Source organism: Ruegeria sp. Alg231-54 (genome assembly GCF_900143525.1).
Lineage (GTDB): Bacteria > Pseudomonadota > Alphaproteobacteria > Rhodobacterales > Rhodobacteraceae > Ruegeria.
Genome location: NZ_FREZ01000006.1, coordinates 128,677 through 153,106, shown reverse-complemented (window position 1 = coordinate 153,106; position 24,430 = coordinate 128,677). Strand labels below are relative to the sequence as shown.

Genomic DNA, 24,430 nt, shown 5'->3' with positions numbered 1-24,430 from the left:
TCAGGATGCGACTCGCTCCTTCAACTGGGGAGGGTGTTTTGTTTGTAATAAAGAATTACGTGACCACTGGCGGCACCGTCGCTTGTGCCTTAGCCATTGGTTACCTGATGCAAAATGGATCGCCAGCGCAATCGGATGGCGCGCAGGCTCCTGTAACTGTGGCTGCCGCCAATCAGTCCTCGGTGATTGCCGGGCTGGAAGGAATTGTTCTGACCTCCTCGCTTCCGGCCGCTGATGCAACCACCGACATCAAGGCATCGCGGCGAGCCCTGCAACCCGCCCGATCGACCCCCTCTGATCAGAAAAGCTGCACTCTCAGTGCCCGCGCAAAATCCGTCCCCGGCGCTGCGGCGCGCCTGACCGTCAAAGCCCCCTGCCACGGCAATGAACGGATCGAAATCCATCACAGCGGACTAACAGTTACCCAACGAACGGACAAAAACGGCGCTTTGGATCTGACGATCCCGGCCCTGTCGGAATATGCGATCTTTCTGATCTCGGTAGATGATCAGACCGGGACCGTAGCCACCACTCACATCCCCGACCTGGCCAACTACAACCGCATCGCACTGCAATGGCAGGGTGAGACAGACCTGCAGATCCATGCGCTGGAATTTGGGGCCAGCTATGGAACCGCCGGACATGTATCGTCGAACCCTGACGCGAAAGGTGCGGGTAAGGTCGTGCATCTGGGCCAACAGGCGTTCGGCGACGCGCAGAATATCGAAATTTATTCCTTCCCTGCAGGCGAAACCAGCCAGACCGGTTCGATCGAACTGACGGTGGAGGCCGAAGTGACCGAGGCAAATTGCGGCCGGGATTTGGCCGTTCAATCACTCGAGCTGCGTGGCGATCGCCGCCTGCGGTCGCGCGATTTGACGCTGCCCATGCCGGATTGCACGCAGGCCGGTGATTTTCTGGTGTTGAATAATCTGCTCCAAGACCTGACAATCGCGGCAAATTAAACCGCAGGCAGGCTCGACTTTCTTATGACATTTTTTCGTGTGGCAGTGGCCACACTGATTTCGGTGACTCTGGCGTCATATGTGCACGCACAGGATATCACGCTGACCTCGCAAGACGGCAAGGTCGAGGTCACAGGCAACCTGCTGAGCTTTGATGGCGAGTTCTATCGCGTGGATACGCAGTTCGGTGAGCTGACAGTGGATGGGTCGGGTGTGACCTGCGAAGGACCCGCCTGCCCCAACCTTACGGATTTCGTGGCCGAGGTTCGGTTCTCTGGTTCCTCCGTCATGGCGGAAAAGGTACTGCCGGCCCTGATCGTTGGTTTCGCCCAGCAAGAGGGGATGTCGGCGACGCCGCAGCGTTTGGATTCGGGCGCATTCACCTACGAGCTTCACCAGACCGGGCGCGATGCTCCTGTGGGACGGTTCTATTTCGCCCCCAACAACACAGGTAGCGGCTTTGCGGATCTGATCGCCGATGAGACCGATATCGTCATGGCACTGCGTGAAATTCGCCCATCGGAACAGGAGGCTGCGCAGACCGCTGGTCTGGGTGATCTGGCAGATGCAAGGCGATCCCGGGTCATCGCGCTGGACGCGCTGGTCCCAATTGTGGCCCGGGAAAACCCGGTGCGGCAAATTTCGCCCGCAGAACTGATGAGCGTGTTTTCCGGCGAGATCCAAAACTGGTCTGAATTAGGAGGACCTGATGCGCCCGTTTCCCTGCACTTACCAGACGCCGGTTCAGGTTTGGCGCAAGGGGTTGAGGATCGGTTGCTGGCCCCCGCTCAATCCACGCTGGCCGAGGGAATCGTCCGTCACACCCGTAGCAGCGATCTGGTTCGCGCTGTTGCTGACGACCCCTTTGCCATCGGTATCGCCAGCCATGCCGAGGTTGGGCCTGCCCGGGGCCTGCCTTTGACCGGCGGTTGCGGTCACGCGCTGACCGCCACGCGGCAATCCATCAAGACCGAAGACTATCCGCTGACATCGCCGATGTTCCTGTATCTGCCGGAAATCCGCCTGCCCCGCATCGCACGGCAATTCCTGGCCTATTCGCAAAGCGCCGAGGCACAGATGGCGATCCGCGATGCCGGATTTGTGGATCAAGAACCCGAAACCATGCGGATCGGGTTGCAAGGAGATCGTCTGGCCAACGCAGTGGTTTCAGGTGGTGCCGAGGTCGGGTTGGAAGAGTTGCAGCGCATGATCGACACGCTGCGCCCGCAATCGCGCCTGTCGCTGTCGTTCCGGTTCGAGGCAGGTTCCTCAAGACCCGATGCGCAGTCACGCTCAAACATCCGGCAATTGGCCCATGCCCTTGAAACCGGAGCCATCGACGCGCGCAAACTGACCTTTGTCGGTTTCAGTGATGGTGACGGCGCGGCCTCATCCAATGCCAGAATCGCATTGCTGCGGGCAAAAACCGTGCGCAACGCGGTGCTATCGGCGGTAGAAACAGCCATTCCGGATAGCGTCGAGATCGCCGTGGACGCATTTGGCGAGGCGATGCCTATGGCCTGTGATGACACGGACTGGGGTCGCAAAGTCAATCGTAGGGTCGAGGTCTGGGTTCAGTAACCCTTACAAATAGCCCTCGGACCGAAAGCTCAACTCATTCGATTTGCCAATAATCAGATGGTCATGCAGCGTCAGGCCCAGCGCGACGCAGGCATCCTGAATTCGGTTGGTCATATCGATATCCGATTGCGAAGGTGTCGGATCGCCCGATGGGTGATTGTGTACCAAGATTAGCGCCGAGGCATTCAGCTCCAGCGCGCGTTTGGCTACCTCACGCGGATAGACGGGAACGTGGTCGACAGTGCCTTTGGCCTGTTCTTCATCCGCGATAAGTACGTTCTTGCGGTCAAGGTAGAACACGCGAAACTGCTCAGTCTCGCGATGGGCCATCGTCGTATGGCAATAATCCAGCAGCGCGTCCCAGCCAGATACGACGTGCCGTTGCATGACCCGCGCGCGGGTCATCCGATGTGCACAAGCCTCAAGGATTTTCAGGTCGGTGATCACCGAATCACCGACGCCTTTGATTTGCCGCAGCCGTTCTTCGGGTGCGGTCAGCACGCGGTTAAAGTCGCCAAACGTATCCATCAGCGCACGGGCCAGGGGTTTGACATCCTGCCGGGGGATCGAGCGGAACAGGGCAAGTTCCAACAATTCGTAATCCGGCATTGCCGCCGACCCACCAGACATGAACCGTTCGCGCAAACGTTTGCGGTGATCTTTGATATACGACGGCAAGCGACCAGACGGCAGCGGTTGCACCGGGGCTTCGTCGGTTTCAAACAGCATCGGGGCTTCGGCAAAGGCGTCCTGAGTCATGGGACCACCGTGCCGCAGAATCGGTTTCTGAATGGTTAACGCGTCTCACCCGCAATGCCTGCAGTTGCCCGTCGGACAACCATGTGCAACAGGATCGAAAACACCCCCAACGTCAGCATCGCCGCAAACATCAAATCGGTTTTGGCCCGCCCATTGGCCAGCAGCATCAGGTACCCCAACCCTTGCGACGACCCGACCCATTCGCCGATCACCGCTCCGATCGGGGCATAGACGGCCGCCAGCCGCATGCCCGAAGCCAATGAGGGCAAAGCTGCGGGGATACGAATGTGCCACAACACGGCGCGCCGGCTGGCCTGCATCGTCCGCGCAAGATCAAGATATCCGGGCGGCGTGCGCATCAACCCGTCGAAAAAGGAAGAGGTGATCGGGAAATAGATGATTAGCACTGCCATTGCGACCTTGGACCAAAGACCATAGCCCAGCCAAAGGGTCAGCAACGGAGCCAGAGCAAAGACCGGCAGCGCCTGCGTAAACACCAGCATTGGCTGCACCAGCACCCGCGCAGCGCGGGAATTCGCCAGTTGCAGCGCGGTAACGACCCCCAATACTGTCCCGCAGGCCAGGCCGATTATGACCTCAACGGCCGTGACCCATGTGTGTTCAGCAATGATCCAGCGGTTTTGCCACCAGGTCTCAGCCACCAAAGCAGGGCCGGGAAGAATGAATTTCGGAAGGCCGGTTGCCGAGACGATTGCCTGCCAGATTGCCAACGCGAACAGAGTGGCGGCAAGGCCCGACAGCAGTTTCATGCCGCCTCCTCCCGCAACAGCCGCAGTAGCGCGCCTTGCGTTTCCAGCGTTTCCAGATCGTCCACCTTGCGCGGGGCCGGTGCGTGTGGGGGCTGGCAGGGCGTTATGCCGTTCTGCGTCATGACCACGATGGATTGACCCAACCGCGCAGCCTCGCCCGGATCATGGGTGACCAGCAGAACAGTTCGGCCCTGTAACGCTTCGGCCGCAAGGTCCTGCATATCCGCGCGGGTGCGGGCGTCGAGGGCCGAAAACGGCTCATCCAACAAAACGATGGGCCGATCCTCCATCAACGTGCGAGCCAAGGCCACGCGTTGACGTTGCCCACCAGAGAGTTCGCCGGGCTTCTTCGTCATATGATCCTGCAGGCGCATCCGTTCGATCAGCTGATCACAGCGGCGCAAATCTGGCTTTTCTCCGCGCAACCGCGCACCCAACAAGACGTTCCGCGCCACAGTCGCCCAAGGCAGCAACAGATCGTCTTGCGCCATGTAGGCTACCCGCTCCCGCACAGATTGCCCGTCACTGGCGGTAATCTGACCGGTGAACTCTGCGCCAGTGTCCAAGCCAGCAATCAGGCGCAGAATGGTGGTTTTGCCGACCCCCGATCCACCCAGCAGACACGTCCACCGCCCTGCTGCAAGCGTCAGGGTCAACCGCGCGAACAATAGCGCGTCGCCAATCGCAGCCGAACCACGGACGGTCAGATCGGGGGCTGGGGTCATGGGGTCAGGCCCATTTGCCAAAAATTGACCTCTAACTCGGTCGCGGTACGGAAGGTGTGGCACAGACGAGTCCAACGCGGGGATGCTTCGAAATTCTCGCCAATACGCCTCGTTAGAGCCATATCCAACAATTCCCCAACCGCCACGCAGGCATCTTGGTAGTCATCGCTGGCATAGGTGGCGATCCAATCGCGATAGGTGTCAGACGTCGCCTCGGTCGCCAGTCTTGTGCCAATCTCACCATAGCCCATCACACAAGGCGCAAGCGCCGCCAGCAGGTCCAGCAAATCGCCGCTGAAACCGGCCTCAAGCACGAACCGCGTATAGGCGAGGTTCTCGGCACGTTCCGGCGTGGCAAACAGCTGGTCCTGCGGGATGCCTTCAGCCTCGCAGATCCCGATATGCAGCTTCATCTCTTCGCTGATCAGCCCATTCACGGTGCGCGAGGCTGCCAACATTTCCGCATGTGTTTCCGATTTCACGATTGCCAGCGCCCAGGCGCGCGAGAAATGAATCAGGAACACATAATCTTGCCGCAAGTAATGCAGAAACGCCGCACGCGGCAGAGTTCCGTCCTTCATCCCTTCGACAAAGGCATGACGGGTGTAATCCCGCCATGGCCCCTGCGCGGCATCGCGCATAAGCGCAAATGCTTTGCCATAGTCGCTCATTGCACGGTCACATCTACTGAGATGTCGCTGACCGGATTGATGCTGTCGATCATGCCGCTGTCTTTCAGGAACGCCTCGAAACGGGCATAGCGACCTGCATCAAACCCCGCCGGGCGCAGCGCGAAGCGGGGCAGTGTATCCACCCAAGCGCGCGCGTTCAGTTCATCCTGCAGTTCGGGTGAGGTGGCGGCAAAGATATCCCAGCTTTTTTCCGGGTTGTTAACGATGAACTGGGTCGCTTTTTCGGTAGCGGCCAGGAAACGGGCGACCTTGTCGGCATCCATCGTGTCGGGATTGGCGACATAGATCAGCTCATCATAAGACGGTACCCCTTCTTCCTCGATGTAGAAACAACGGCCCGCGACGCCTTCGATGTCCATCTGGTTCAGCTCAAAGTTCCGGAAGGCACCGATCACCGCATCCACCTGTCCCGTCATCAGCGAGGGCGACAGCGAGAAATTGACGTTGACCATCTCAATATCATCCAGCGCGACATCATGGGCGTTCAGCATGGCGCCCAGAACGGCCTCTTCAACGCCCGCGACCGAGAAGCCGATTTTTTTGCCCTTGAGGTCGGCGAGCGTTTTGATCGGACCGTCCTGTAGCACCAGCAGGCAGTTCAACGGCGTCGCGACCAAGGTGCCGACGCGCTTCAGCGGCAGGCCCTCATGGATTTGCAGGTGAAGTTGCGGCTGATAGGACACCGCCAGATCAGCCTGACCGGCGGCAACCAGACGCGGAGGGGCCGATGGGTCGGCGGGTGGCACAATCTCAATCTCCAGCCCCTCGTCGGCAAAGTATCCGTTCTCTTGCGCCACGATGATAGGCCCGTGGTCGGGGTTAACGAACCAATCCAGCAGAACGGTCATCTTGTCTTCGGCCCAGGCCGGCGCGGCGGCCAGCAGGGCAATTGCTGTCATCAGCTTTTTCATATCTCGCGTATCCTTTTCATTCACGAGGTTGAGGCCGCGACGAGAACGATCTCGACCGGCCAATCCGGTTGCAATTTTTCGGCGGCACGCCACGCACGCAGGCCGGTGGCACAGCAAAGTACCAGCCTTTTTCTTTTGTTAGGCTCATGTCTTGACGATTCAGGAGACCCGCGGAGCGCTTTGGGATGAATGGGTTCAGGGGCCTCATCCGGGCTCCGCAACTCGATGATCAGATCATCCGTGGTCAGTTGGCAGACCGACACAAACGGGAAGTGATGGTTGGGCTCAGGCGCATCGTTAAAGCGGAACGTGCTGCTTCGCATCGTCCGGGCATCGAACTGAACAATCTGCCCGAGTGGCGAAGGGTCCAGCCCGAGAATAACGCTCAGCGTCATTTGCGCCTGCATTGCGCCAATCATTCCAACGACCGGACCCAACACTCCGGCGGTGGCACAGCTTGCACCGCTGACCGGCGCGTCGGGAAAAACCGCGCGCAAAGATGGAGCGCCGCCACAGAAACCGCCAACATAGCCGGACAACCCCAGCACCGAGGCGCTTATCAGCGGTTTGCCCAGCGCGCGACACGTATCCGACAACGTATAGCTTGCAGCATAACTGTCTGCGCAATCGAGAATGACGTCGGCTTGTGAGACAAAATGTTGCGGATTTAAACTAGTTAGAGCCTGATTTTTTGTGGAGATCGTAATTTCAGAGTTTAAGGCCTGACACCGCTCAGCCGCGACTTCGGCTTTGGGGCGGCCACAGTCCCCTTCGACAAACAAGGTCTGGCGATGGAGGTTCGACAGGGCGACTTCATCGGGGTCTATAATGGTCAAAGATCCGACGCCAGCACCAGCCAGCAAAGGCAAAACCGGCGCTGCCAGCCCCCCGGCCCCCACCACAAGAACCCGAGCGTCGGACAGGCGAGCCTGTCCACTCACGCCGACCTCCGGCAAGATCATCTGACGGGCGTAGCGGCTCATCTGGTGGCCTCGATCCACGCACGTAAGCGGGTTTCGGGATCTGCGTTCAGAGTGATGTCGGTCACGACCGAGACGATATCCGCCCCGGCCTGCAAGACGCCCGGCGCGCGCTCGACGCTCATCCCGCCAATACCGACCAAAGGGATATCCCCAACCCGCGCTTTCCATTCAGTTACCCGAGGAAGGCCTTGTTGTTCCCATTTCATCTTTTTCAGGATCGTTGGGTAGACGGGACCAAGCGCGACATAATCGGGGGTCATGGCCAGAACACGCTCAAGCTCGTCATCGTCATGGGTCGAGACACCCAGTTTCAGCCCTGCGCGTCGGATCGCCTTTAGATCTGCGTCATCCAGATCCTCTTGTCCCAGATGAATCCAGTTGCAGCCTGCGTCGATGGCAACCCGCCAATAGTCATTCACCACCAGAACAGCACCATGCGCACGGCACAGATCCCGCGAAATCGCGATCTGTTCGTGCACGACCTTGTCCGGCTGGTCCTTGATCCGGAGCTGAACCAGCTTCACGCCCAGGGGAAGCATCCGGCGCAGCCAGTCGGAATGGTCGAAGATTGGATAAAACCGGTCGAGGTTCATGACAAAAACGCCTTTCCGATAACGGGGGTCGAGGCTTCGGCCATATCGCGCGCTTCGATCGGGTCGGCCTGATAGGCCAATCGCCCGGCCTCAATGGCCAGCTTCATCGCCTTGGCCATTGCGACCGGATCTCCGGACCGCGCTACGGCGGTGTTCAGCAGAACGGCATCATACCCAAGCTCCATCGCATGTGCGGCGTGGCTGGGCAGGCCGATACCAGCGTCAATCACCAGTGGTATTTCGGGAAACTCAGCGCGCATTGCGCGCAGGGCGTATTCGTTGTTCAGACCGCGGCCCGAACCAATCGGGGCCCCCCAAGGCATCAGAACTTCACACCCTGCCGCCAAAAGGCGCTCACCCACGATCAGGTCGTCCGTGGTATAGGGAAACACCTCGAACCCGTCTTCGGTCAAAATGCGCGCGGCTTCGACCAGTTGGAACACATCAGGCTGGAGGCTGTCGGTATGCCCGATCAGTTCCAGCTTGATCCATTTGGTGTCAAACACCTCACGCGCCATGTGGGCCGTCGTCACGGCTTCTTTCACCGTATGGCAACCTGCTGTGTTGGGCAGAACAAGAACGCTCAGATCGCGGACCATCTGCCAAAAGGTTTGCCCTGCGCCAGCTTCGCGTCGCAAGGACACAGTGGCCACACCGGCCCCGCTGTTCCGAAATGCGTGTTCCAGAATTGCAGGGCTGGGGTATTGCGCGGTGCCCAGCATCAACGGGTTCGACAGAGGTGTGCCATAGAACGTCTTCATCGTTCAGCCCCCCTGCATCGGGGCGACGACTTCGATCCGATCGCCATCCTTGATTTTGCGAGCTTTGCGCAGGCTTGAGGGCACAAAACCCTCGTTCACAGCCGTCGCCACCCGGCCCGAAAACCCACATTCCTGTAATAGGTCGGCAAGAGTTCCGGCCTGCACCTCGCGCATCTCGCCATTAAGTACGATCTTCATCAACCATCTCCGAATGCTTGTTGTCCAACGCCAGGTCAGCCACACCCTTTGCCAGTGCAGGAGCCAGCAGGTAGCCGTGGCGATAGAGTCCATTGGCGTAAATTGTCGGTCCCAGCCGCCGAATACGCGGCAGGTTGTCGGGGAAAGCGGGGCGCAGATCGACGCCGATTTCCAACACTTCAGCCTCACCAAAGGCGGGGTTCAGGGCGTAGGCTGCGCTCAGCAACTCAAGCATCGAGCGTGCGGTAATTCGGCTGCTGTCCTCGGATTCGATCATCGTGGCGCCCAGCATGTAGACGCCGTCGCCGCGTGGAACGATATACAGCGGCACGCGTGGATGAAGCAGGCGTATAGGCCGGGTCAGTGTCACGTCTGGGCACCGGATCACCAGCATCTCACCCTTCACGCCGCGCAAGTCCTGCAGGTATTCGCGCGCGTGCAGACCTCGGCAATCAATGGCGTGGTCCAATCCCGTCGGCGCGCGCGCATGATGGAACTCAACACCGTGATCCTGAAGCTGGTGTGACAGATCCAACAAGGCCTGACGTGGATTCAATTGGGCTTCCGCATCAAAGTAGAGACCCTTTTCGAAACCGTGGAGATCAGGCTCTAATAAGGTAATTTTTCGGTCATCAACTTCAGAAAATCCCTCCGTTCGTCGGGCGAAACGACGTAGATCCGGCAGGTCCCGTGGGTTAGCAACAACCAGTGTGCCACGCCTGTGGACCTGAGTTCGCTTGGCCCACCAGTCGATTGCCATTTGCCCCAGACGCAGGACAGGTTCCTCGGCGTTTTCATACTCGCACCAAGGTGCCAACATTCCGCCCGCCCACCAGGAGCAGCCATGCGGCCCAGGTGCACCACCGGGATCAAACACCTGAACCTTGGCCCCGCGCGCGACAAGTTCCGAAGCAACGGCCAACCCGGCCACACCTGCCCCTATGATCGACCAGACGGTCACGCGGGCCAAACCTGATGGAAGTGATGAACAGGCCCGTGACCTTGTCCGATGTTCAAAGCATCGGCCTGAGCGATAGCGCCCTGCAGATAGTCATGTGCTTGCGCCACGGCCTCGGTCAGCGAAGAACTCTTGGCCAACCCGGCCGCTATGGATGAGGACAGGGTGCAGCCGGTTCCGTGGGTGTTGCGGGTCTGTCGGCGCGGCGCTTGAAACTGAGCAATCACGCCCGAATGTGAGATCAATATGTCATGGCAGATGTCACCCTTGCCGTGACCGCCCTTCATCAGAACCGCGCCAGCGCCAAGTGCACACAGATCTTGCCCTTGTGCGATCATCTGTTCGAGGCCATCCTCAGACTCAGAGCCCAGCAGACAAGCTGCTTCGGGCAGGTTTGGCGTCAACACGGTCGCGCGTGGCAACAATACGTCGCGCAGGGTTTGCACCGCCTCTTCTGCCAACAACGCATCGCCGGATTTCGCAATCATGACCGGATCCAAAACTACCGGCCCATCAAATTCGGCGATACTGTCTGCGACACATTGGATGATCTGAGGGGTCGCCAGCATTCCGATCTTGATCGCACCAACATCCAGGTCGGTCAGAACAGCCTCGATCTGGGCTGCAATGACGTCCAGAGGGATGCCATGCACCGCCGTAACCGCGCGGGTATTCTGAGCCGTCACGGCGGTAACCACGCTGGCCCCGAAAACGCCAAGCGCCGACATGGCCTTGAGGTCTGCCTGAATTCCGGCCCCGCCGCCGCTGTCAGATCCTGCGATTGTTAAGGCAATGGGTGCCATGTCGTTGCTCCGGTTCAAAATGGGCAACGGGCATGGAAAACGTCTAAGCACTATAAGACCGTTCCCTACGCCGGTATTGCCCGGATCAGGTTCGATGGGTTAGCGCGTTCACGCCTCTCAGCCCCCAAACAGGGCACCCCAACGGTTGGGGCGACACTCTCAGGGGAAGGCGGGGGAATCAAGCGCCAATTTTGGTGCAGATCACGGTCAAACTGGACTTATAAAATGCAAAAGCCGGCCTCAACGGACCGGCTTTTGTTTGATGTTCAGATGTGCGGGCTCAGCCCTTCATACCGTCCCAAAATGACTTGACGGAAGAGAAAAAGCTTTTTGATTCCGGGTGGTTATCTTCGCCCAGATCGTCGAACTCACGCAGAAGCTCTTTTTGACGGCTGGTCAGATTGACCGGAGTTTCGACGGCCAGTTCGATGAACATATCGCCAACGCCGCCGCCGCGAAGGGCGGGCATGCCTTTGCTGCGCAAGCGCATCTGACGCCCTGACTGGCTGCCAGCTGGAATTTGCACGCGACCGCGGCCACCGTCGATGGTGGGTACTTCGATCGAACCGCCCAGCGCTGCCTTGGCCATGCTTACCGGAACGCGGCAATACAGATTCACACTGTCGCGCTCGAACAGCCTGTGGTCCGACACCTCGACAAATATGTATAGATCACCCGGAGGGCCACCGCGCATCCCGGCCTCACCTTCACCCGCAAGACGGATGCGTGTACCGGTTTCGACACCGGCCGGAATGTTGACCGACAGCGCGCGTTCTTTTTCGACGCGCCCGGCGCCGCCGCAGGACTTACAGGGGTTCTTGATAATTTGACCCAGACCCGAACAGGTCGGGCACGACCGTTCGACTGTGAAAAAGCCCTGTTGCGCCCGCACTTTACCCATGCCGGAACAGGTCGGGCAGGTTGTGGGCTCAACCCCGCCTTCCGCACCTGAACCATCACAAGCTGAACAGGCCACGGCGGCAGGCACGTTGATCGTCTTTTGCAGACCGGAGAATGCTTCTTCCAAGCTTACGCGCAGGTTGTAACGCAGGTCTGACCCGCGCGCGGCCCGTCGACCACCCCCGGTAGCACCGCGCTGGCCACCCATGAAATCGCCGAACAGGTCGTCGAACACGTCCGAGAAGGCACTGGAGAAATCGCCCTGTCCGCCAAATCCGCCACCTGGACGGCCACTGCCGCCCATACCGTTTTCAAACGCGGCATGACCAAAACGGTCATACGCGGCCTTTTTTTCGGCATCGCGCAAGACGTCGTAAGCTTCGTTCGCTTCTTTGAACTGAGCCTCGGAATCCGGGTTGTCCTTGTTACGGTCGGGATGCAATTCCTTGGCTTTCGTTCGAAAGCCCTTCTTGATCTCGTCCGCTGATGCGCCCTTGGACACGCCGAGCACATCATAGTAGTCGCGTTTTGACATCAGTATTTCCTTCTGCCGCAACGTAATCGGGCCGGCCCGGTGACCGGACCGGCCCGAATTGGCCCGGTTTCCCGTTACTTACGCTTTTCGTCGTCAAGATCTTCGAATTCGGCATCGACGATATCGTCTTCACCAGCCGGAGCAGCATCCGCCGCCGCAGGCTCATCCTCGGTCTCTTCAGACTGCGCCTTGTAGATGGCTTCGCCCAGCTTCATGGCGGCTTCGGTCACGTTCTGAATGCCTGACTTGATCTTGTCGGCATTCTCGGTTTCCAGCTCGTCCTTCAGCGCGACAATCGCCAGCTCGATGGCTTCGATGGTGGTCGGGTCGACCTTGTCGGCATGCTCTTCCATCGACTTCTCGGTCGAGTGGATGAGGCTTTCCGCTTGGTTCTTCGCCTCGATCAGCTCGCGGCGTTCCTTGTCCGCCTCGGCGTTCTCTTCGGCGTCCTTGACCATCTTGTCGATATCTTCGTCCGACAGACCACCCGATGCCTGGATGGTGATCTTTTGCTCTTTGCCGGTGCCTTTGTCCTTGGCCGAAACCGAGACAATGCCGTTGGCGTCGATGTCAAAAGTCACCTCGATCTGAGGCATGCCGCGCGGTGCCGGCGGGATATCTTCAAGGTTGAACTGACCCAGGATCTTGTTATCCGCAGCCATTTCGCGCTCACCCTGGAAACAGCGGATGGTCACGGCGTTCTGATTGTCCTCGGCGGTCGAGAAGACCTGAGACTTCTTGGTCGGGATCGTGGTGTTGCGATCGATCAGACGAGTGAACACGCCGCCCAGGGTTTCGATGCCCAAGCTCAGTGGGGTTACGTCCAGCAGAACCACGTCTTTGACGTCGCCCTGCAGAACACCGGCCTGAATGGCGGCGCCCATGGCAACAACTTCGTCCGGGTTCACGCCTTTGTGGGGCTCTTTGCCAAAGAATTTGGTGACCTCTTCGATCACCTTGGGCATGCGGGTCATACCGCCGACCAGAACAACCTCATCAATGTCGCCCGCCGACAGACCGGCGTCTTTCAATGCGGCCTGACAGGGTTTCATCGACTTCTTGATCAGATCGCCGACCAGCGATTCCAGCTTGGCACGGGTCAGTTTCATGACCATGTGCAGCGGCTGACCGTTGGCGCCCATCGAGATGAACGGCTGGTTGATCTCGGTCTGCGAGGTCGAGGACAGTTCGATCTTGGCTTTTTCCGCGGCTTCTTTCAGACGCTGCAGGGCCATCTTGTCGCTGGACAGATCGACACCGTGTTCCTTTTTGAACTCATCCGCCAGGTAGTTGACGATGCGCATGTCAAAGTCTTCACCACCCAGGAAGGTGTCGCCATTGGTCGATTTGACCTCGAACAGCCCGTCGTCGATTTCCAGAATGGTCACGTCGAACGTACCACCACCAAGGTCATAGACCGCGATGGTTTGGGTTTCTTCTTTGTCCAGACCATAGGCCAGCGCAGCCGCTGTCGGTTCGTTGATGATCCGCAGCACTTCCAGACCGGCGATTTTGCCTGCGTCTTTGGTGGCCTGACGCTGGGCGTCATTGAAATACGCGGGAACGGTGATGACCGCCTGAGTGACTTCTTCACCCAGATAGCTCTCGGCGGTTTCCTTCATCTTGCCCAGAGTGAAGGCCGAAATCTGGCTTGGGGAGTATTTTTCACCGCGGGCTTCCACCCACGCGTCACCGTTGCCGCCATCCACGATGGCGTACGGCACCATTTTCTTGTCCTTCTGGACTTCTGCATCATCCACACGACGACCGATCAGACGCTTGACGCCAAAGATCGTGTTGTCGGGGTTGGTGACCGCCTGACGTTTTGCAGGCTGACCGACCAGACGCTCATTTTCGGTGAAGGCGACGATCGAGGGCGTGGTCCGCGCCCCTTCTGCGTTTTCAATGACCTTTGGCTGAGAGCCGTCCATGATGGCCACACACGAGTTGGTGGTGCCGAGGTCAATACCGATTACTTTTCCCATATGTTCAATCCCTTTCTCTTCAAGGCGATGTCTCGAGGTCCGGACCCGTTATGGCATCCGGTCCCGATCTGGTTTGCGCAACAGCACTACACCATCGCGCGTCCCGGCGTATATAAGGGCGAGATCAGAGGCCTGCAAGCGGTGTAAAAGGCAGGTTTTCGGGAATCTGCGGCCTTTTTGGCAAGGTTTTGGCAAGGATTGGGGAATCTTCGATGGCGCGGCTGCATTTGCGCGGATTTGACATCAGAAAAGCCTATCTGGACGTTGCGGCACAAACGCAACTGATTGAGGCGTTGCGCCCGATTCTGAAATCTGCGCCGCTGTTCCGGCCGGTTACGCCTTCGGGCAAGGAAATGTCGGTGCGCATGACCTCAGCCGGAGCGCTTGGCTGGGTCACAGACAAAGGGGGCTATCGATATCAGGCGCAGCACCCTAAAGGAACGGTGTGGCCAGACATTCCTGATACGATACTGGGCATCTGGCGCAAGCTTGCCAGCACCCAACGCGATCCGGATTGCTGTCTGATCAACTATTACGGCGAAGGTGCGCGCATGGGGTTGCATCAGGACAAGGACGAGGCAGATTTTTCTTGGCCCGTCTTGTCGATATCCCTGGGCGACGACGCCCTTTTCCGCATCGGAAACGAAAGCCGGGGCGGCAAGACCGAGTCGATCTGGCTGAACTCCGGCGACGTTGTGGTCATGGGCGGCCCCGCCCGCCTGACCTATCACGGGGTAGACCGCATCCGTTTCGGTTCATCCAAGTTGTTGCCCAAAGGCGGACGGATCAACCTGACCTTACGGGTGGCAAACTAGCGGCGCGCGCCCCAACTAGCCGACACATGTTGGCGGGTGTAAAAAATTCCCAGCAATCCAATTGTCAGCAAGGCCAGCCCAACCCAAAGCGCGTATTCCCAACTGGAGTTACGCGGAAAGTAGTTACGAAAGATAAAGCCACGGCATTGGTCAATTATGTGAAACAAAGGGTTCCAGGCAAAGAAACTCAGCAAAAAGCCACCCAACGCATTCCCTACAACCATTTTTCCCGAAAAAATCATGTTCATGCGTCGGTACAAGTTTTTGAGAATTTCAGAAGTCCCGGGGAACCACGGCTTGAGCGCCATGAAAACAACACCCACCGCACATCCCGTAAACCAGGCCAAGATCAGCATATAGAACGCACCGCCGGGTTCTTGGATCTCCAGCGGTTCAATCATAACGCTGTAGGCGAAGAGGATCACAAGGATCGAAACCAATTGCGTATAAAGCGATCCGAAGGCAGTCGCCAACAATGCGACCATCATATTCATCGGAGAGTGCAGCATCATCGGGTTGTTTCCTGTAGCCACGCCAGCGACGGTCGCGACGGCTTTGATGTGAGTCAGGAACAGAAAGACACCTGATAAGAGAAACAGGATAAAGTTACCCCGGATCTTGGCCACACGTGTGCCCAACATCGACAAGATCAGATAAAAAACGGTCACAAGTGCGAGAATTTGCACGATATTGATGATGATCGCGATCACGGCATTCGCGTGTTTTGATCGTATCCCTTGCACAACCGCATGATAGATAAGCTCAGCAGTCGTGAAAGCGCTGCCTAAAAGCGTCTGTTTTCGCTTAAAATAGAACACTCCGTGCACTCTTTCCCGCTGAACTGCCTGCAAACTGCCACGAAATTCTTGCCGTTCCGTAACCGCCGCATCATAAGGCCCACAAGGATTTCGATCAACAAACTACAGCAACGGAGCATTTTTGTGACCTATGATGCCCTTATTCCCGTAATCAGACGTCTGGCACTGGAAGCCGGGGACATGATCATGCAGATCTACGAGGCGGATGATTTCGACGTCAAAGTCAAATCCGACGCCAGCCCGGTGACCGAGGCGGATGAGGCAGCCGATGCCCTGATTTCGGCAGGCTTGCGCGCGGCATTCCCGGATATTTTGCTGGTGACCGAAGAACAGGCCGCATCACATTCCGAAAAAGGCGACACATTTCTGATCGTCGATCCGCTGGACGGCACCAAGGAATTCATCAACCGGCGCGGTGATTTCACGGTGAACATCGCACTGGTCGAAAACGGAGTGCCAACTCGGGGCGTTGTGTATGCACCGGCCAAGGGGCGCATGTTCTACACGCAAGCAGACGGCCAATCGGTTGAGGAAACCGGCGCGCTGAACAAAGTGCAGGTCGGCGACGTGACCCCGATTTCGGTGACTGAACCGGACAATTCGGCACTTTTGATCGTCGCGTCAAAATCACACCGCGATCAGGCGACCGAAGATTACATCAACAAATATCAGGTCAAGGACAGCAAAAGCGCAGGCTCGTCCCTGAAGTTCTGTCTGGTCGCGACCGGAGAAGCGGATTTGTATCCCCGCGTTGGCCGCACAATGGAATGGGACACCGCCGCAGGTCATGCCGTGCTGGCTGGCGCTGGCGGCAAGGTTGTTCGTTTCGATGACCACTCGTCATTGACCTATGGCAAGGACGGCTATGCAAACCCGTTCTTTATCGCCTACGCTCCGGGCGTTGACCTGAAGGAGGCCTGATGTCCGTATTAATCGCCATCCCCGCCCGCTATGCCTCGACCCGCTACCCCGGTAAGCCGCTGGTTCCGCTGACCGGGGCAAGCGGCAATGCGATGACCCTGATCGAGCGATCCTGGCGCGCCGCATGTTCCGTTTCGGGCGTGGACAAGGTGGTTGTCGCCACCGATGACGACCGCATCCGCGACGTGGCCGAAGGTTTCGGGGCCGAGGTGGTGATGACATCTGAGACCTGCGGCAATGGCACCGAGCGCTGCGCCGAGGCCCATACTGCTCTGGGCGCGGGCTATGAGATCGTGGTGAACCTGCAAGGGGATGCGCCACTGACACCACATTGGTTTGTCGAAGACCTGATCGCCGGTCTGCGCGCCGCACCCGAGGCAGGTGTCGCCACGCCGGTTCTGCGGTGTGACGGAGATGCTTTGAACAGCCTGCTGAACGATCGCAAAAACGGGCGGGTCGGCGGCACAACAGCCGTATTTGCCACCGATCACAGCGCAATGTATTTCTCGAAAGAGGTTGTGCCCTTTACCGCCGAAACTTTTGCTGGCACCGAACCGACGCCGGTGTTCCACCATGTCGGCGTCTACGCCTACCGCCCCGATGCGCTGGCAGCCTATCCAACCTGGCCAGTGGGACCTTTGGAACAATTGGAAGGGCTGGAACAGCTGCGCTTCATGGAAAACAGTCGCAAGGTTCTGTGCGTTGAGGTTGAGGCAAAGGGCCGCCAATTCTGGGAATTAAACAACCCGCAAGATGTGCCGAAGCTCGAAGAGATGATGGCCGCTATGGGGTTGGATTGACCCATTTTCACCTGAACTCCTGTCAAGACGACGTCTAACCGGGCGTGGCACCGCAATTTGGAACGATTATGAAAAACATTCTTGTCACTGGCGGTGCCGGGTACATTGGATCTCATGCCTGTAAGGCGCTTTCTCAGGCTGGTTACACGCCTGTGACCTTCGACAATCTGGTTACCGGCTGGCAAGATGCGGTGAAGTTTGGCCCGTTCGAACAGGGCGATCTGTTGGATCGTGCCCGGCTGGATGAGGTGTTCGCCAAATACGAACCCTTGGCCGTGATGCATTTTGCCGCTCTCAGCCAAGTGGGTGAGGCCATGTCCGAGCCTGGCAAATACTGGTCCAACAACGTGACCGGTTCACTGACTTTGATCGAAGCCGCCGTGGCCGCCGGATGTGAGAACTTTGTATTTTCGTCCACCTGCGCCACCTATGGCGAGCATGACAATGTGGTGCTGGACGAAGACACGCCGCAACTGCCGCTGAACGCATACGGCGCCTCAAAACGTGCCATCGAAGATATCCTGCGCGATTTCAAGGCCGCGCACGGGCTGAACCACGTGATCTTTCGGTATTTCAACGTGGCCGGTGCCGATCCCGATGGCGAGGTGGGCGAATTCCACCGCCCGGAAACCCACCTTGTGCCGCTGATGTTGGACGCCATCGACGGCAAGCGCGATGGGCTGACCGTTTTTGGGACGGACTACGAAACACCAGACGGCACCTGCATCCGCGATTATGTACATGTTTGCGATCTGGTCGATGCCCACGTTTTGGGATTGAACTGGTTGGAGCAAGGCAAAGACAGCCGCGTCTTCAACCTGGGCACCGGATCGGGGTTTTCGGTGATGGAGGTGATCAGCCACTCCAACGCCGTCACCAACCGCGACGTGCCCTATACAATCGGACCGCGCCGAGCTGGGGATTGCACAAAGTTGGTTTCTGGTTCTGTGCGCGCTGGGGAAGAACTTGGCTGGTCCCCCGAAAGATCAACGTTAGAGACAATGATTGCCGATGCGTGGCGCTGGCATCAGAACGGCCACTACGATAAATGAGCCTGTTGTGACTGGTTCAGGGGAAGATGCACTTCCGCCCATCTCATGGGTGCAAATGTACAAGTTGCGGCTAAAACGACAGCGGTTGTTGTGGCGGTCCTTTCGCAGCCGCCATCAATTGTCTTGTCTGAGCGACCGCACGGCGAACATTAAACCCGGTGGCATTCTGGCTTTCACTACGCTGCGCAATGAAATCACCCGCCTGCCCTGGTTCCTGCGCCATTATCGTGCATTGGGGGTTGATCACTTTCTGATCGTCGACAACGACAGCGACGATTGCTCGGTACCCTTTCTCAAGGAACAGCCGGACGTGTCACTGTGGCAGACTCGGGACAGCTATCGCACGTCGCGCTATGGGCTGGATTGGCTGACCTGGCTGCAAATGCGCTATGGGCACAACCACTGGACCCTGATGGTCGATGCGGATGAGTTGTTGATTTACCCCAATCATGACGCCCGGCCTCTGCGCGATCTGACTGACTGGCTGGATGATCAGGGGCGGGTGGCATTCGGCGCGCTGATGCTGGATCTTTATCCCAAAGGCCCGCTGGGGGAACAAGGCTACGATCCTGAAACCGACCCGGTCGAGGTGGTGAGTTGGTTTGATGCCGCCCCCTACCGGGCACAACGGCAAAGCCCGCTGGGCAACCTTTGGGTGCAGGGCGGCGCGCGCGAGCGCATGTTTTTTGCCGACACCCCGCGTCGATCTCCGACACTGAACAAAATCCCGTTGGTCCGGTGGTCGCGGCGCTACGCCTATGTAAATTCGTGCCATTCCGCATTACCACGCCATCTGAACGCCAGTTACGGAGGCCCCGGCGACACAGCGCCTTCCGGTGTATTGTTGCACACCAAATTCCTGCCCGAAGTTGTGGAAAAATCAAAGATCGAGAAAGAGCGCCGGCAACACTTTCACGATCCCGAACAGTTTGCAGACTACTATGACGGCATCACGGATCGCCCCGTCATATGGGCGCCAGAGTCCAAGCGATACACCGGTTGGAACTCATTGCAGCAGTTGGGTCTGATGGGAACAATTGACTGGGAAAGCCACAACTCAAACTAACGGTTTTTAAAGTCGTTGCTTCGAAAGATGGAAAAATGGCATAAAACGGCAATTGTCCGGCACCACTCTGGCTTGTACAGCCTCCGGGCACGCTCGCGTAAATAACAAAGGTTGGGCAGTCGCGTGGGCCTATTGGATTCATACCGAATGAGATTGCGGCGCAAGCGCCGTATATTGCGTTGCCTTCGAAAGCTGCGCGACCTTGTTCCCGTTTCCGTAAATACAAATTTGATAACGCGGAAAGACGTCCTGCTGGTCAGCGTCATACGGAATGAGAAAATTCGCCTGCCGTATTTTCTGGCCTACTACCGGCAACTGGGCATCAACCATTTTCTGTTCGTAGACAACGCCAGCAATGACGGATCACTTGAATATCTGGCGGGTCAACCCGACGTGTCGGTCTGGCGAGCCGATGCAAGCTATAAGCGTGCGTCGTTTGGGGTGGACTGGACAAACTATCTGTTGCGCAAATATGCACACCGCCACTGGGTTCTGACCGTTGATCCGGACGAATTCTTCATCTATCCGTTCTGCGATACCCGACCGATCCGTGCCCTGACCGACTGGCTGGACGGCTGCGCCGTGCGCAGCTTCAGTGCAATGCTGATCGATATGTATCCCGAAGGGCCGGTCGAAGACGCCATCTATTCCGAGGGGCAAAACCCGTTCGAAATCGCCAAATGGTTTGATGCAGGCAATTATACGATCACAAAAAACCCGACCTACGGAAATCTCTGGATTCAAGGCGGACCCCGCGCGCGGGTATTCTTTAAAGACACGCCGAAAAAAGCGCCTGCGCTAAACAAGATTCCATTGGTGAAATGGGACAAGCGCTATGTCTATGTCAGCTCGACCCATGCGTTGTTGCCGCGCGGATTGAACCAGGTATTTGATGAATGGGGTGGTGAAAAAACAAGCGGTGCGTTGTTGCACGCCAAACTCATCAGCACATTGGGCGAGAAGGCCCAGGAAGAGATGGAGCGCGGCCAGCATTACCGCAGCTCTGACGAATATCGCGCCTACGCCGAACATCTGGCGGGCATGCCCGAGTTCTGGTGCGACAAATCCGAAGCCTACATCAACTGGCGACAGCTTGAGATTCTGGGCCTCATGTCGAAAGGAAACTGGGCATGAGCAACCTGGGCATCATCATGCTGGTTCACACCGCGCTGAACCGGGCCGGCCAAGTGGCTCGACACTGGACCTCTTCGGGGTGCCCGGTGGTGATCCATGTGGATCGCAAGGTGCCAAACAAGGTCTATGCGGAATTCGTTGCCGCCTGTGCAAATGACCCGCTGATCCGGTTCTCTGACCGTCATGTCTGCAACTGGGGTGGGTGGGGCATCGTTGCCGCCTCGCAATCTGCTGCCACGCTGATGCTTGAGACGTTTCCAGATGTCCGCCATGTTTTCCTGACTTCGGGCTCCTGCCTTCCGTTGCGGCCAGTGGATGAATTGGTCAACTACCTCGCGGACCGGCCGCGCGTGGATTTCATCGAAAGCGCCACAACCTCTGATGTAAGCTGGACTATGGGGGGCTTGGATCAGGAACGCTTTACCCTGAGATTTCCGTTCTCGTGGCGCAAGAACCGTAAATTGTTTGACGCCTATGTGAAACTGCAACGCGCATTGCGCATTCGACGCTACATACCCGAAGGGCTGGTGCCGCATATGGGTAGTCAATGGTGGTGCCTGACCCGCCAAACCCTGTCAGCCATATTGCAGGATCCAAAGCGCAAGACCTATGACCGGTATTTTCGGCGCGTCTGGATCCCCGACGAAAGTTACTTCCAGACACTGGCGCGCCTGTATTCCACCCATATCGAAAGCCGGTCTCTGACCCTGTCCAAATTCGACTATCAGGGTCGTCCGCATATTTTCTATGACGATCACCTGCAGCTACTGCGCAGATCCGACTGTTTTGTTGCCCGCAAAGCCTGGCCCAACGCGGATCGCCTGTATCAGGCCTTTCTGACCGATCAGGCCGGCGCCATGAAACCCACAGAGCCCAACCCAAGCAAAATTGACCGGGTGTTTTCCAAAGCGGTCGAACGGCGCACACGTGGGCGTGACGGGTTGTACATGCAAAGCCGGTTTCCAAGGCACGGCAACGAAAACGGGCTGACGTCCTCTCCGTATTCGGTTTTTCAGGGCTTTGCCGAAGTGTTCGAAGATTTTGAACCCTGGTTGAGCAACATCACCGGCGCGCGTGTCCACGGGCATCTGTTTGACCCGAAGCGCGCTGAATTCGCCGGCGGAGAAACCATCGTCAACGGCAGTCTCAGCGATTGCGCAAAGCTGCGGGATTACAACCCAACGGCTTTCCTTTCGAACCTAATCTGGAACACGCGTGGCGAAAAACAGTGTTTTCAGTTTGGCCCCGCTGACACGCAAGAGATCAACTGGCTCTTGGCTCGGGACAAGAATGCACTGATTTCCGTCATAACCGGGGCTTGGGCAATCCCGCTGTTTCGATCAAACCTGAACTTTGCCGATATCCGCGCCGAAGCCGCCCGGCTGCAGCAGATCGAAACCAAGCAACTGGAAATTCTGTCTTCTGTCTGGACCAAGGCGCGAGTTCGCAGGTGGACGTTGGCAGAATTCGTTGAATCTCCGGTCGAGCCTTTGCAGACCGCGGTCGAGGATACCGGAACCACACAAACCAGCCACCTGACCGAAGCACCAAAAATGGTGGATCTGTCCGGGTTTGGCCAGTTCCTGCAAAACCTGAAGAACCAGGGCATGCACCCGTATCTCATGGGCGATTTCCCACCGGACGACAGCTTTGCAGACCGGGTCCGGCCATATCGAAAACCCTATCTGGTGCAGTAAAGATAAATGACGCCCCAATTTGACTATTTTATCATTCTTGCAGCCATGCGGACCGGTTCCAACCTGCTTGAGGCGAACCTGAACGGTATCGAAGGAGTCACCAGCCATGGCGAGGCGTTCAATCCCCATTTCATCGGGCGCTTAAAATCCGACACTCTGCTGGGCATCTCGGTGGAAGAGCGGGATCGTGACCCTGCCACATTGCTTGAGGCAATTCGGCAGGCACCAGGAGAACTGAACGGGTTTCGCCTTTTTCAGGGACATGATCCACGTGTGTTAGAGCCTGCTTTGGGCAATCCGCGTTGCGCCAAGATCATTCTGACCCGAAATCCTCTGGACAGTTTCATCTCATTGAAGATTGCGCGCGAAACCAAGCAGTGGCAGCTGAAAAACATCAAGCGTCGTCGCGAAGCACGCGTTGAGTTCGATGCCGAAGCGTTCATGAAATACCTGAACCGGCAGCATGAATATCATCTGATGCTATCGCAGCGTTTGCAGCAAAGCGGCCAGACCCCTTTTTACATTGCTTATGAAGACCTTAACCAGGTGCGCTTGTTGAATGGTCTTGCCGCCTGGCTGGGTGTGTCCGGCAGGCTGTCGGCAATCGACGAAACACTCAAACCGCAAAACCCCGAGCCGGCCCTGGCAAAGGTGACGAACCCTGATGAGATGGAGCAGGCGTTGTCACAAATCGACAGCTTCAACCTGCACAGCACTCCGAATTTCGAACCGCGCCGACGCCCCTTGGTGGCGAACTACGTTGCCGCACCAAAGACGCCGCTGATGTACATGCCCATCCGCGGGGGAATGGAAAGCCCGGTAACAAGGTGGATGGCCGCGCTGGACCATGTTGATGTCGAGCAATTGCTGACCAATCAAAACAGAAAGCAGACGCGTCAGTGGTTTTTATCCAATCCCGGGCATCGAAAGTTCGCCGTGCTGCAACACCCAATGGCGCGCGCGCATCGGGCTTTTTGCAGACATATCCTTAACACGGGTTCCGGCGCCTATCCGAAAATCCGACACGTCCTGCGCAACCGGCTAAAGATTCCGATCCCCGGACAATTGCGCGATGGAAATTACCCGGTTGAGCAGCATTACGAGGCGTTTTCGGCGTTCCTGAAATTCCTGCGTCAAAACCTTGCCCAACAGACCGCCATACGCGTGGATGCGGCATGGTGCAGTCAATCGCAGGCCCTTGAGGGGATGGCGTCCTTCGCATTGCCCGACCTGATCCTGAGGGAGGATGAAGTCACAACCGCCCTGCCCGCTCTGGCGCGCCGGATGGGTCACAGCACAGCGCCCCTACCCGAACTCAGCGAACCGGATACTCCGTTTACCCTGGCCGAGATTTATGACGACAAACTGGAAACGCTGGCCGGGCAGTCGTACCAGCGTGACTATATGCAGTTCGGATTTGGGCCCTGGAAACCGATTAGGGACGCAGAGTAATCAGCGTACCCCGGTTTACCATTGAATAGATCTCTTCGATCTCGTCATTCTTGACGGCGATGCAGCCCGCGGTCCAATCCGACGTCTTTTTAGCGCGCCTACGCTCTTTGCGACGGTTCGGTTGTCCGTGGATAAAGATATCGCCGCCCGGATCGACACCCATGGCCTTCGCTTTCGCAACATCTTCAGAATTCGGGTACGAGATCCCCAGAGACAGATGATAGCGGCTATTGGGATTGTGCCGATCAATCAGGTAGCTGCCTTCCGGCGTACGCCCGTCGCCTCGCTTTGCTTTGGTACCGTTGGGCGCAAATCCAAGATCAACCCTGTATTCTTTCAGGATCTTATCATTGTGCAGAAGATATAGTTTCCGCGTTCCCTTGTTGATGACCAGAGAGGTCACTTCGGGTCCGTTGTAAGTTAGAATTCTGGGGTTGGCCGAGGCACAAGCTGAGAGGCTCAGCGTTGCCATTGCACCCAATCCAAATGCTCGACGATCCATGTTCACTGCCTGCTGCTCTTTTTTTCTGTATTATGCCAGAAAATGTGAAAACTG

General features: G+C 57.6%; 25 protein-coding genes and 1 riboswitch. Of the genes, 10 read left to right on the top strand and 15 right to left on the bottom strand.

What is annotated here, in order from left to right:
- Positions 1 to 38: 38 nt before the first annotated feature.
- Complete coding sequence (locus DHN12_RS12825; protein ID WP_108860566.1) at positions 39 to 965, top strand: hypothetical protein; 927 nt, start codon at positions 39 to 41, stop codon at positions 963 to 965.
- A 24-nt stretch (positions 966 to 989) separates the two neighbouring features.
- Positions 990 to 2,546 carry a phosphate ABC transporter substrate-binding/OmpA family protein gene (locus DHN12_RS12820; protein WP_108860565.1) on the top strand — a complete coding sequence of 519 codons (1,557 nt, stop codon included), beginning with the start codon at positions 990 to 992 and terminating at the stop codon, positions 2,544 to 2,546.
- 3 nt (positions 2,547 to 2,549) lie between these two features.
- Here the strand turns inward: DHN12_RS12820 and radC are convergent, their stop codons facing one another.
- The 13 genes from radC to dnaK form a co-directional block, all read right to left on the bottom strand.
- Positions 2,550 to 3,305 carry a DNA repair protein RadC gene (gene radC / locus DHN12_RS12815; protein ID WP_108860564.1) on the bottom strand — a complete coding sequence of 252 codons (756 nt, stop codon included), beginning with the start codon at positions 3,303 to 3,305 and terminating at the stop codon, positions 2,550 to 2,552.
- A 35-nt stretch (positions 3,306 to 3,340) separates the two neighbouring features.
- On the bottom strand, positions 3,341 to 4,075 hold the full coding sequence (locus tag DHN12_RS12810; protein ID WP_108860563.1) for an ABC transporter permease: 735 nt from the start codon (positions 4,073 to 4,075) through the stop codon (positions 3,341 to 3,343).
- The gene (locus DHN12_RS12805) at positions 4,072 to 4,800 is read right to left on the bottom strand and encodes an ABC transporter ATP-binding protein (RefSeq protein WP_108860562.1); all 729 of its coding nucleotides are present in this window, start codon (positions 4,798 to 4,800) and stop codon (positions 4,072 to 4,074) included. Before DHN12_RS12805 ends, DHN12_RS12810 begins: the two co-directional genes overlap by 4 nt.
- Entirely contained in the window at positions 4,797 to 5,471 is a 675-nt protein-coding gene (gene tenA / locus DHN12_RS12800) for a thiaminase II (RefSeq protein WP_108860561.1), read from the bottom strand. The genes DHN12_RS12805 and tenA overlap by 4 nt, the downstream gene beginning before the upstream one ends.
- Entirely contained in the window at positions 5,468 to 6,403 is a 936-nt protein-coding gene (locus DHN12_RS12795; protein ID WP_108860560.1) for an ABC transporter substrate-binding protein, read from the bottom strand. Before DHN12_RS12795 ends, tenA begins: the two co-directional genes overlap by 4 nt.
- A gap of 20 nt (positions 6,404 to 6,423) precedes the next feature.
- The gene (locus tag DHN12_RS12790; RefSeq protein WP_108860559.1) at positions 6,424 to 7,386 is read right to left on the bottom strand and encodes a HesA/MoeB/ThiF family protein; all 963 of its coding nucleotides are present in this window, start codon (positions 7,384 to 7,386) and stop codon (positions 6,424 to 6,426) included.
- Positions 7,383 to 7,979, bottom strand: coding sequence for a thiamine phosphate synthase (locus DHN12_RS12785; protein ID WP_108860558.1), 597 nt, complete (start codon positions 7,977 to 7,979; stop codon positions 7,383 to 7,385). Before DHN12_RS12785 ends, DHN12_RS12790 begins: the two co-directional genes overlap by 4 nt.
- Positions 7,976 to 8,740, bottom strand: coding sequence for a thiazole synthase (locus DHN12_RS12780; RefSeq protein WP_108860557.1), 765 nt, complete (start codon positions 8,738 to 8,740; stop codon positions 7,976 to 7,978). Before DHN12_RS12780 ends, DHN12_RS12785 begins: the two co-directional genes overlap by 4 nt.
- 3 nt (positions 8,741 to 8,743) lie before the next feature.
- Entirely contained in the window at positions 8,744 to 8,938 is a 195-nt protein-coding gene (thiS, locus tag DHN12_RS12775) for a sulfur carrier protein ThiS (RefSeq protein WP_058279229.1), read from the bottom strand.
- Positions 8,922 to 9,899: an FAD-dependent oxidoreductase gene (locus DHN12_RS12770; RefSeq protein ID WP_108860556.1), complete on the bottom strand. Its 978-nt coding sequence runs from the start codon at positions 9,897 to 9,899 to the stop codon at positions 8,922 to 8,924. Before DHN12_RS12770 ends, thiS begins: the two co-directional genes overlap by 17 nt.
- A complete protein-coding gene (gene thiD, locus DHN12_RS12765; RefSeq protein ID WP_108860555.1) occupies positions 9,896 to 10,699 on the bottom strand; it encodes a bifunctional hydroxymethylpyrimidine kinase/phosphomethylpyrimidine kinase in 804 nt (267 codons plus the stop codon). Before thiD ends, DHN12_RS12770 begins: the two co-directional genes overlap by 4 nt.
- Positions 10,700 to 10,744: 45 nt before the next feature.
- Positions 10,745 to 10,850, bottom strand: a riboswitch (TPP riboswitch).
- A 129-nt stretch (positions 10,851 to 10,979) separates the two neighbouring features.
- The gene (dnaJ, locus tag DHN12_RS12760) at positions 10,980 to 12,134 is read right to left on the bottom strand and encodes a molecular chaperone DnaJ (protein WP_108860554.1); all 1,155 of its coding nucleotides are present in this window, start codon (positions 12,132 to 12,134) and stop codon (positions 10,980 to 10,982) included.
- Positions 12,135 to 12,208: 74 nt separating this feature from the next.
- A complete protein-coding gene (gene dnaK / locus DHN12_RS12755) occupies positions 12,209 to 14,119 on the bottom strand; it encodes a molecular chaperone DnaK (RefSeq protein WP_108860553.1) in 1,911 nt (636 codons plus the stop codon).
- A 212-nt stretch (positions 14,120 to 14,331) separates the two neighbouring features.
- Here dnaK and DHN12_RS12750 point away from each other — a divergent pair, with 212 nt between their 5' ends.
- A complete protein-coding gene (locus DHN12_RS12750) occupies positions 14,332 to 14,934 on the top strand; it encodes an alpha-ketoglutarate-dependent dioxygenase AlkB (RefSeq protein ID WP_108860552.1) in 603 nt (200 codons plus the stop codon).
- On the opposite strand, the gene DHN12_RS12745 is transcribed toward DHN12_RS12750, so the two are convergent.
- Positions 14,931 to 15,752: an ABC transporter permease gene (locus tag DHN12_RS12745; RefSeq protein ID WP_108860551.1), complete on the bottom strand. Its 822-nt coding sequence runs from the start codon at positions 15,750 to 15,752 to the stop codon at positions 14,931 to 14,933. The two genes, DHN12_RS12750 and DHN12_RS12745, sit on opposite strands and share 4 nt — an antisense overlap.
- Before the next feature lie 123 nt (positions 15,753 to 15,875).
- On the opposite strand from DHN12_RS12745, the gene cysQ reads away from it, so the two are divergent.
- From cysQ to DHN12_RS12710, 7 genes are all read left to right on the top strand, one after another.
- On the top strand, positions 15,876 to 16,673 hold the full coding sequence (gene cysQ, locus DHN12_RS12740; RefSeq protein WP_108860550.1) for a 3'(2'),5'-bisphosphate nucleotidase CysQ: 798 nt from the start codon (positions 15,876 to 15,878) through the stop codon (positions 16,671 to 16,673).
- Positions 16,673 to 17,473: a 3-deoxy-manno-octulosonate cytidylyltransferase gene (locus DHN12_RS12735; protein WP_108860549.1), complete on the top strand. Its 801-nt coding sequence runs from the start codon at positions 16,673 to 16,675 to the stop codon at positions 17,471 to 17,473. The genes cysQ and DHN12_RS12735 overlap by 1 nt, the downstream gene beginning before the upstream one ends.
- Positions 17,474 to 17,541: 68 nt before the next feature.
- Complete coding sequence (gene galE, locus DHN12_RS12730) at positions 17,542 to 18,525, top strand: UDP-glucose 4-epimerase GalE (RefSeq protein ID WP_108860548.1); 984 nt, start codon at positions 17,542 to 17,544, stop codon at positions 18,523 to 18,525.
- 55 nt (positions 18,526 to 18,580) lie between these two features.
- The gene (locus tag DHN12_RS12725) at positions 18,581 to 19,591 is read left to right on the top strand and encodes a glycosyltransferase family 2 protein (RefSeq protein ID WP_234416634.1); all 1,011 of its coding nucleotides are present in this window, start codon (positions 18,581 to 18,583) and stop codon (positions 19,589 to 19,591) included.
- Positions 19,592 to 19,738: 147 nt separating this feature from the next.
- Positions 19,739 to 20,725, top strand: a complete 987-nt coding sequence (locus DHN12_RS12720; protein ID WP_108860546.1) for a glycosyltransferase family 2 protein — start codon at positions 19,739 to 19,741, stop codon at positions 20,723 to 20,725.
- Positions 20,722 to 22,422, top strand: a complete 1,701-nt coding sequence (locus DHN12_RS12715; RefSeq protein WP_108860545.1) for a beta-1,6-N-acetylglucosaminyltransferase — start codon at positions 20,722 to 20,724, stop codon at positions 22,420 to 22,422. Before DHN12_RS12720 ends, DHN12_RS12715 begins: the two co-directional genes overlap by 4 nt.
- 6 nt (positions 22,423 to 22,428) lie before the next feature.
- On the top strand, positions 22,429 to 23,874 hold the full coding sequence (locus DHN12_RS12710) for a nodulation protein NodH (RefSeq protein WP_108860544.1): 1,446 nt from the start codon (positions 22,429 to 22,431) through the stop codon (positions 23,872 to 23,874).
- Here the strand turns inward: DHN12_RS12710 and DHN12_RS12705 are convergent.
- Positions 23,858 to 24,376: a murein L,D-transpeptidase family protein gene (locus DHN12_RS12705; protein ID WP_108860543.1), complete on the bottom strand. Its 519-nt coding sequence runs from the start codon at positions 24,374 to 24,376 to the stop codon at positions 23,858 to 23,860. The genes DHN12_RS12710 and DHN12_RS12705 overlap by 17 nt on opposite strands.
- Positions 24,377 to 24,430 lie beyond the last annotated feature (54 nt).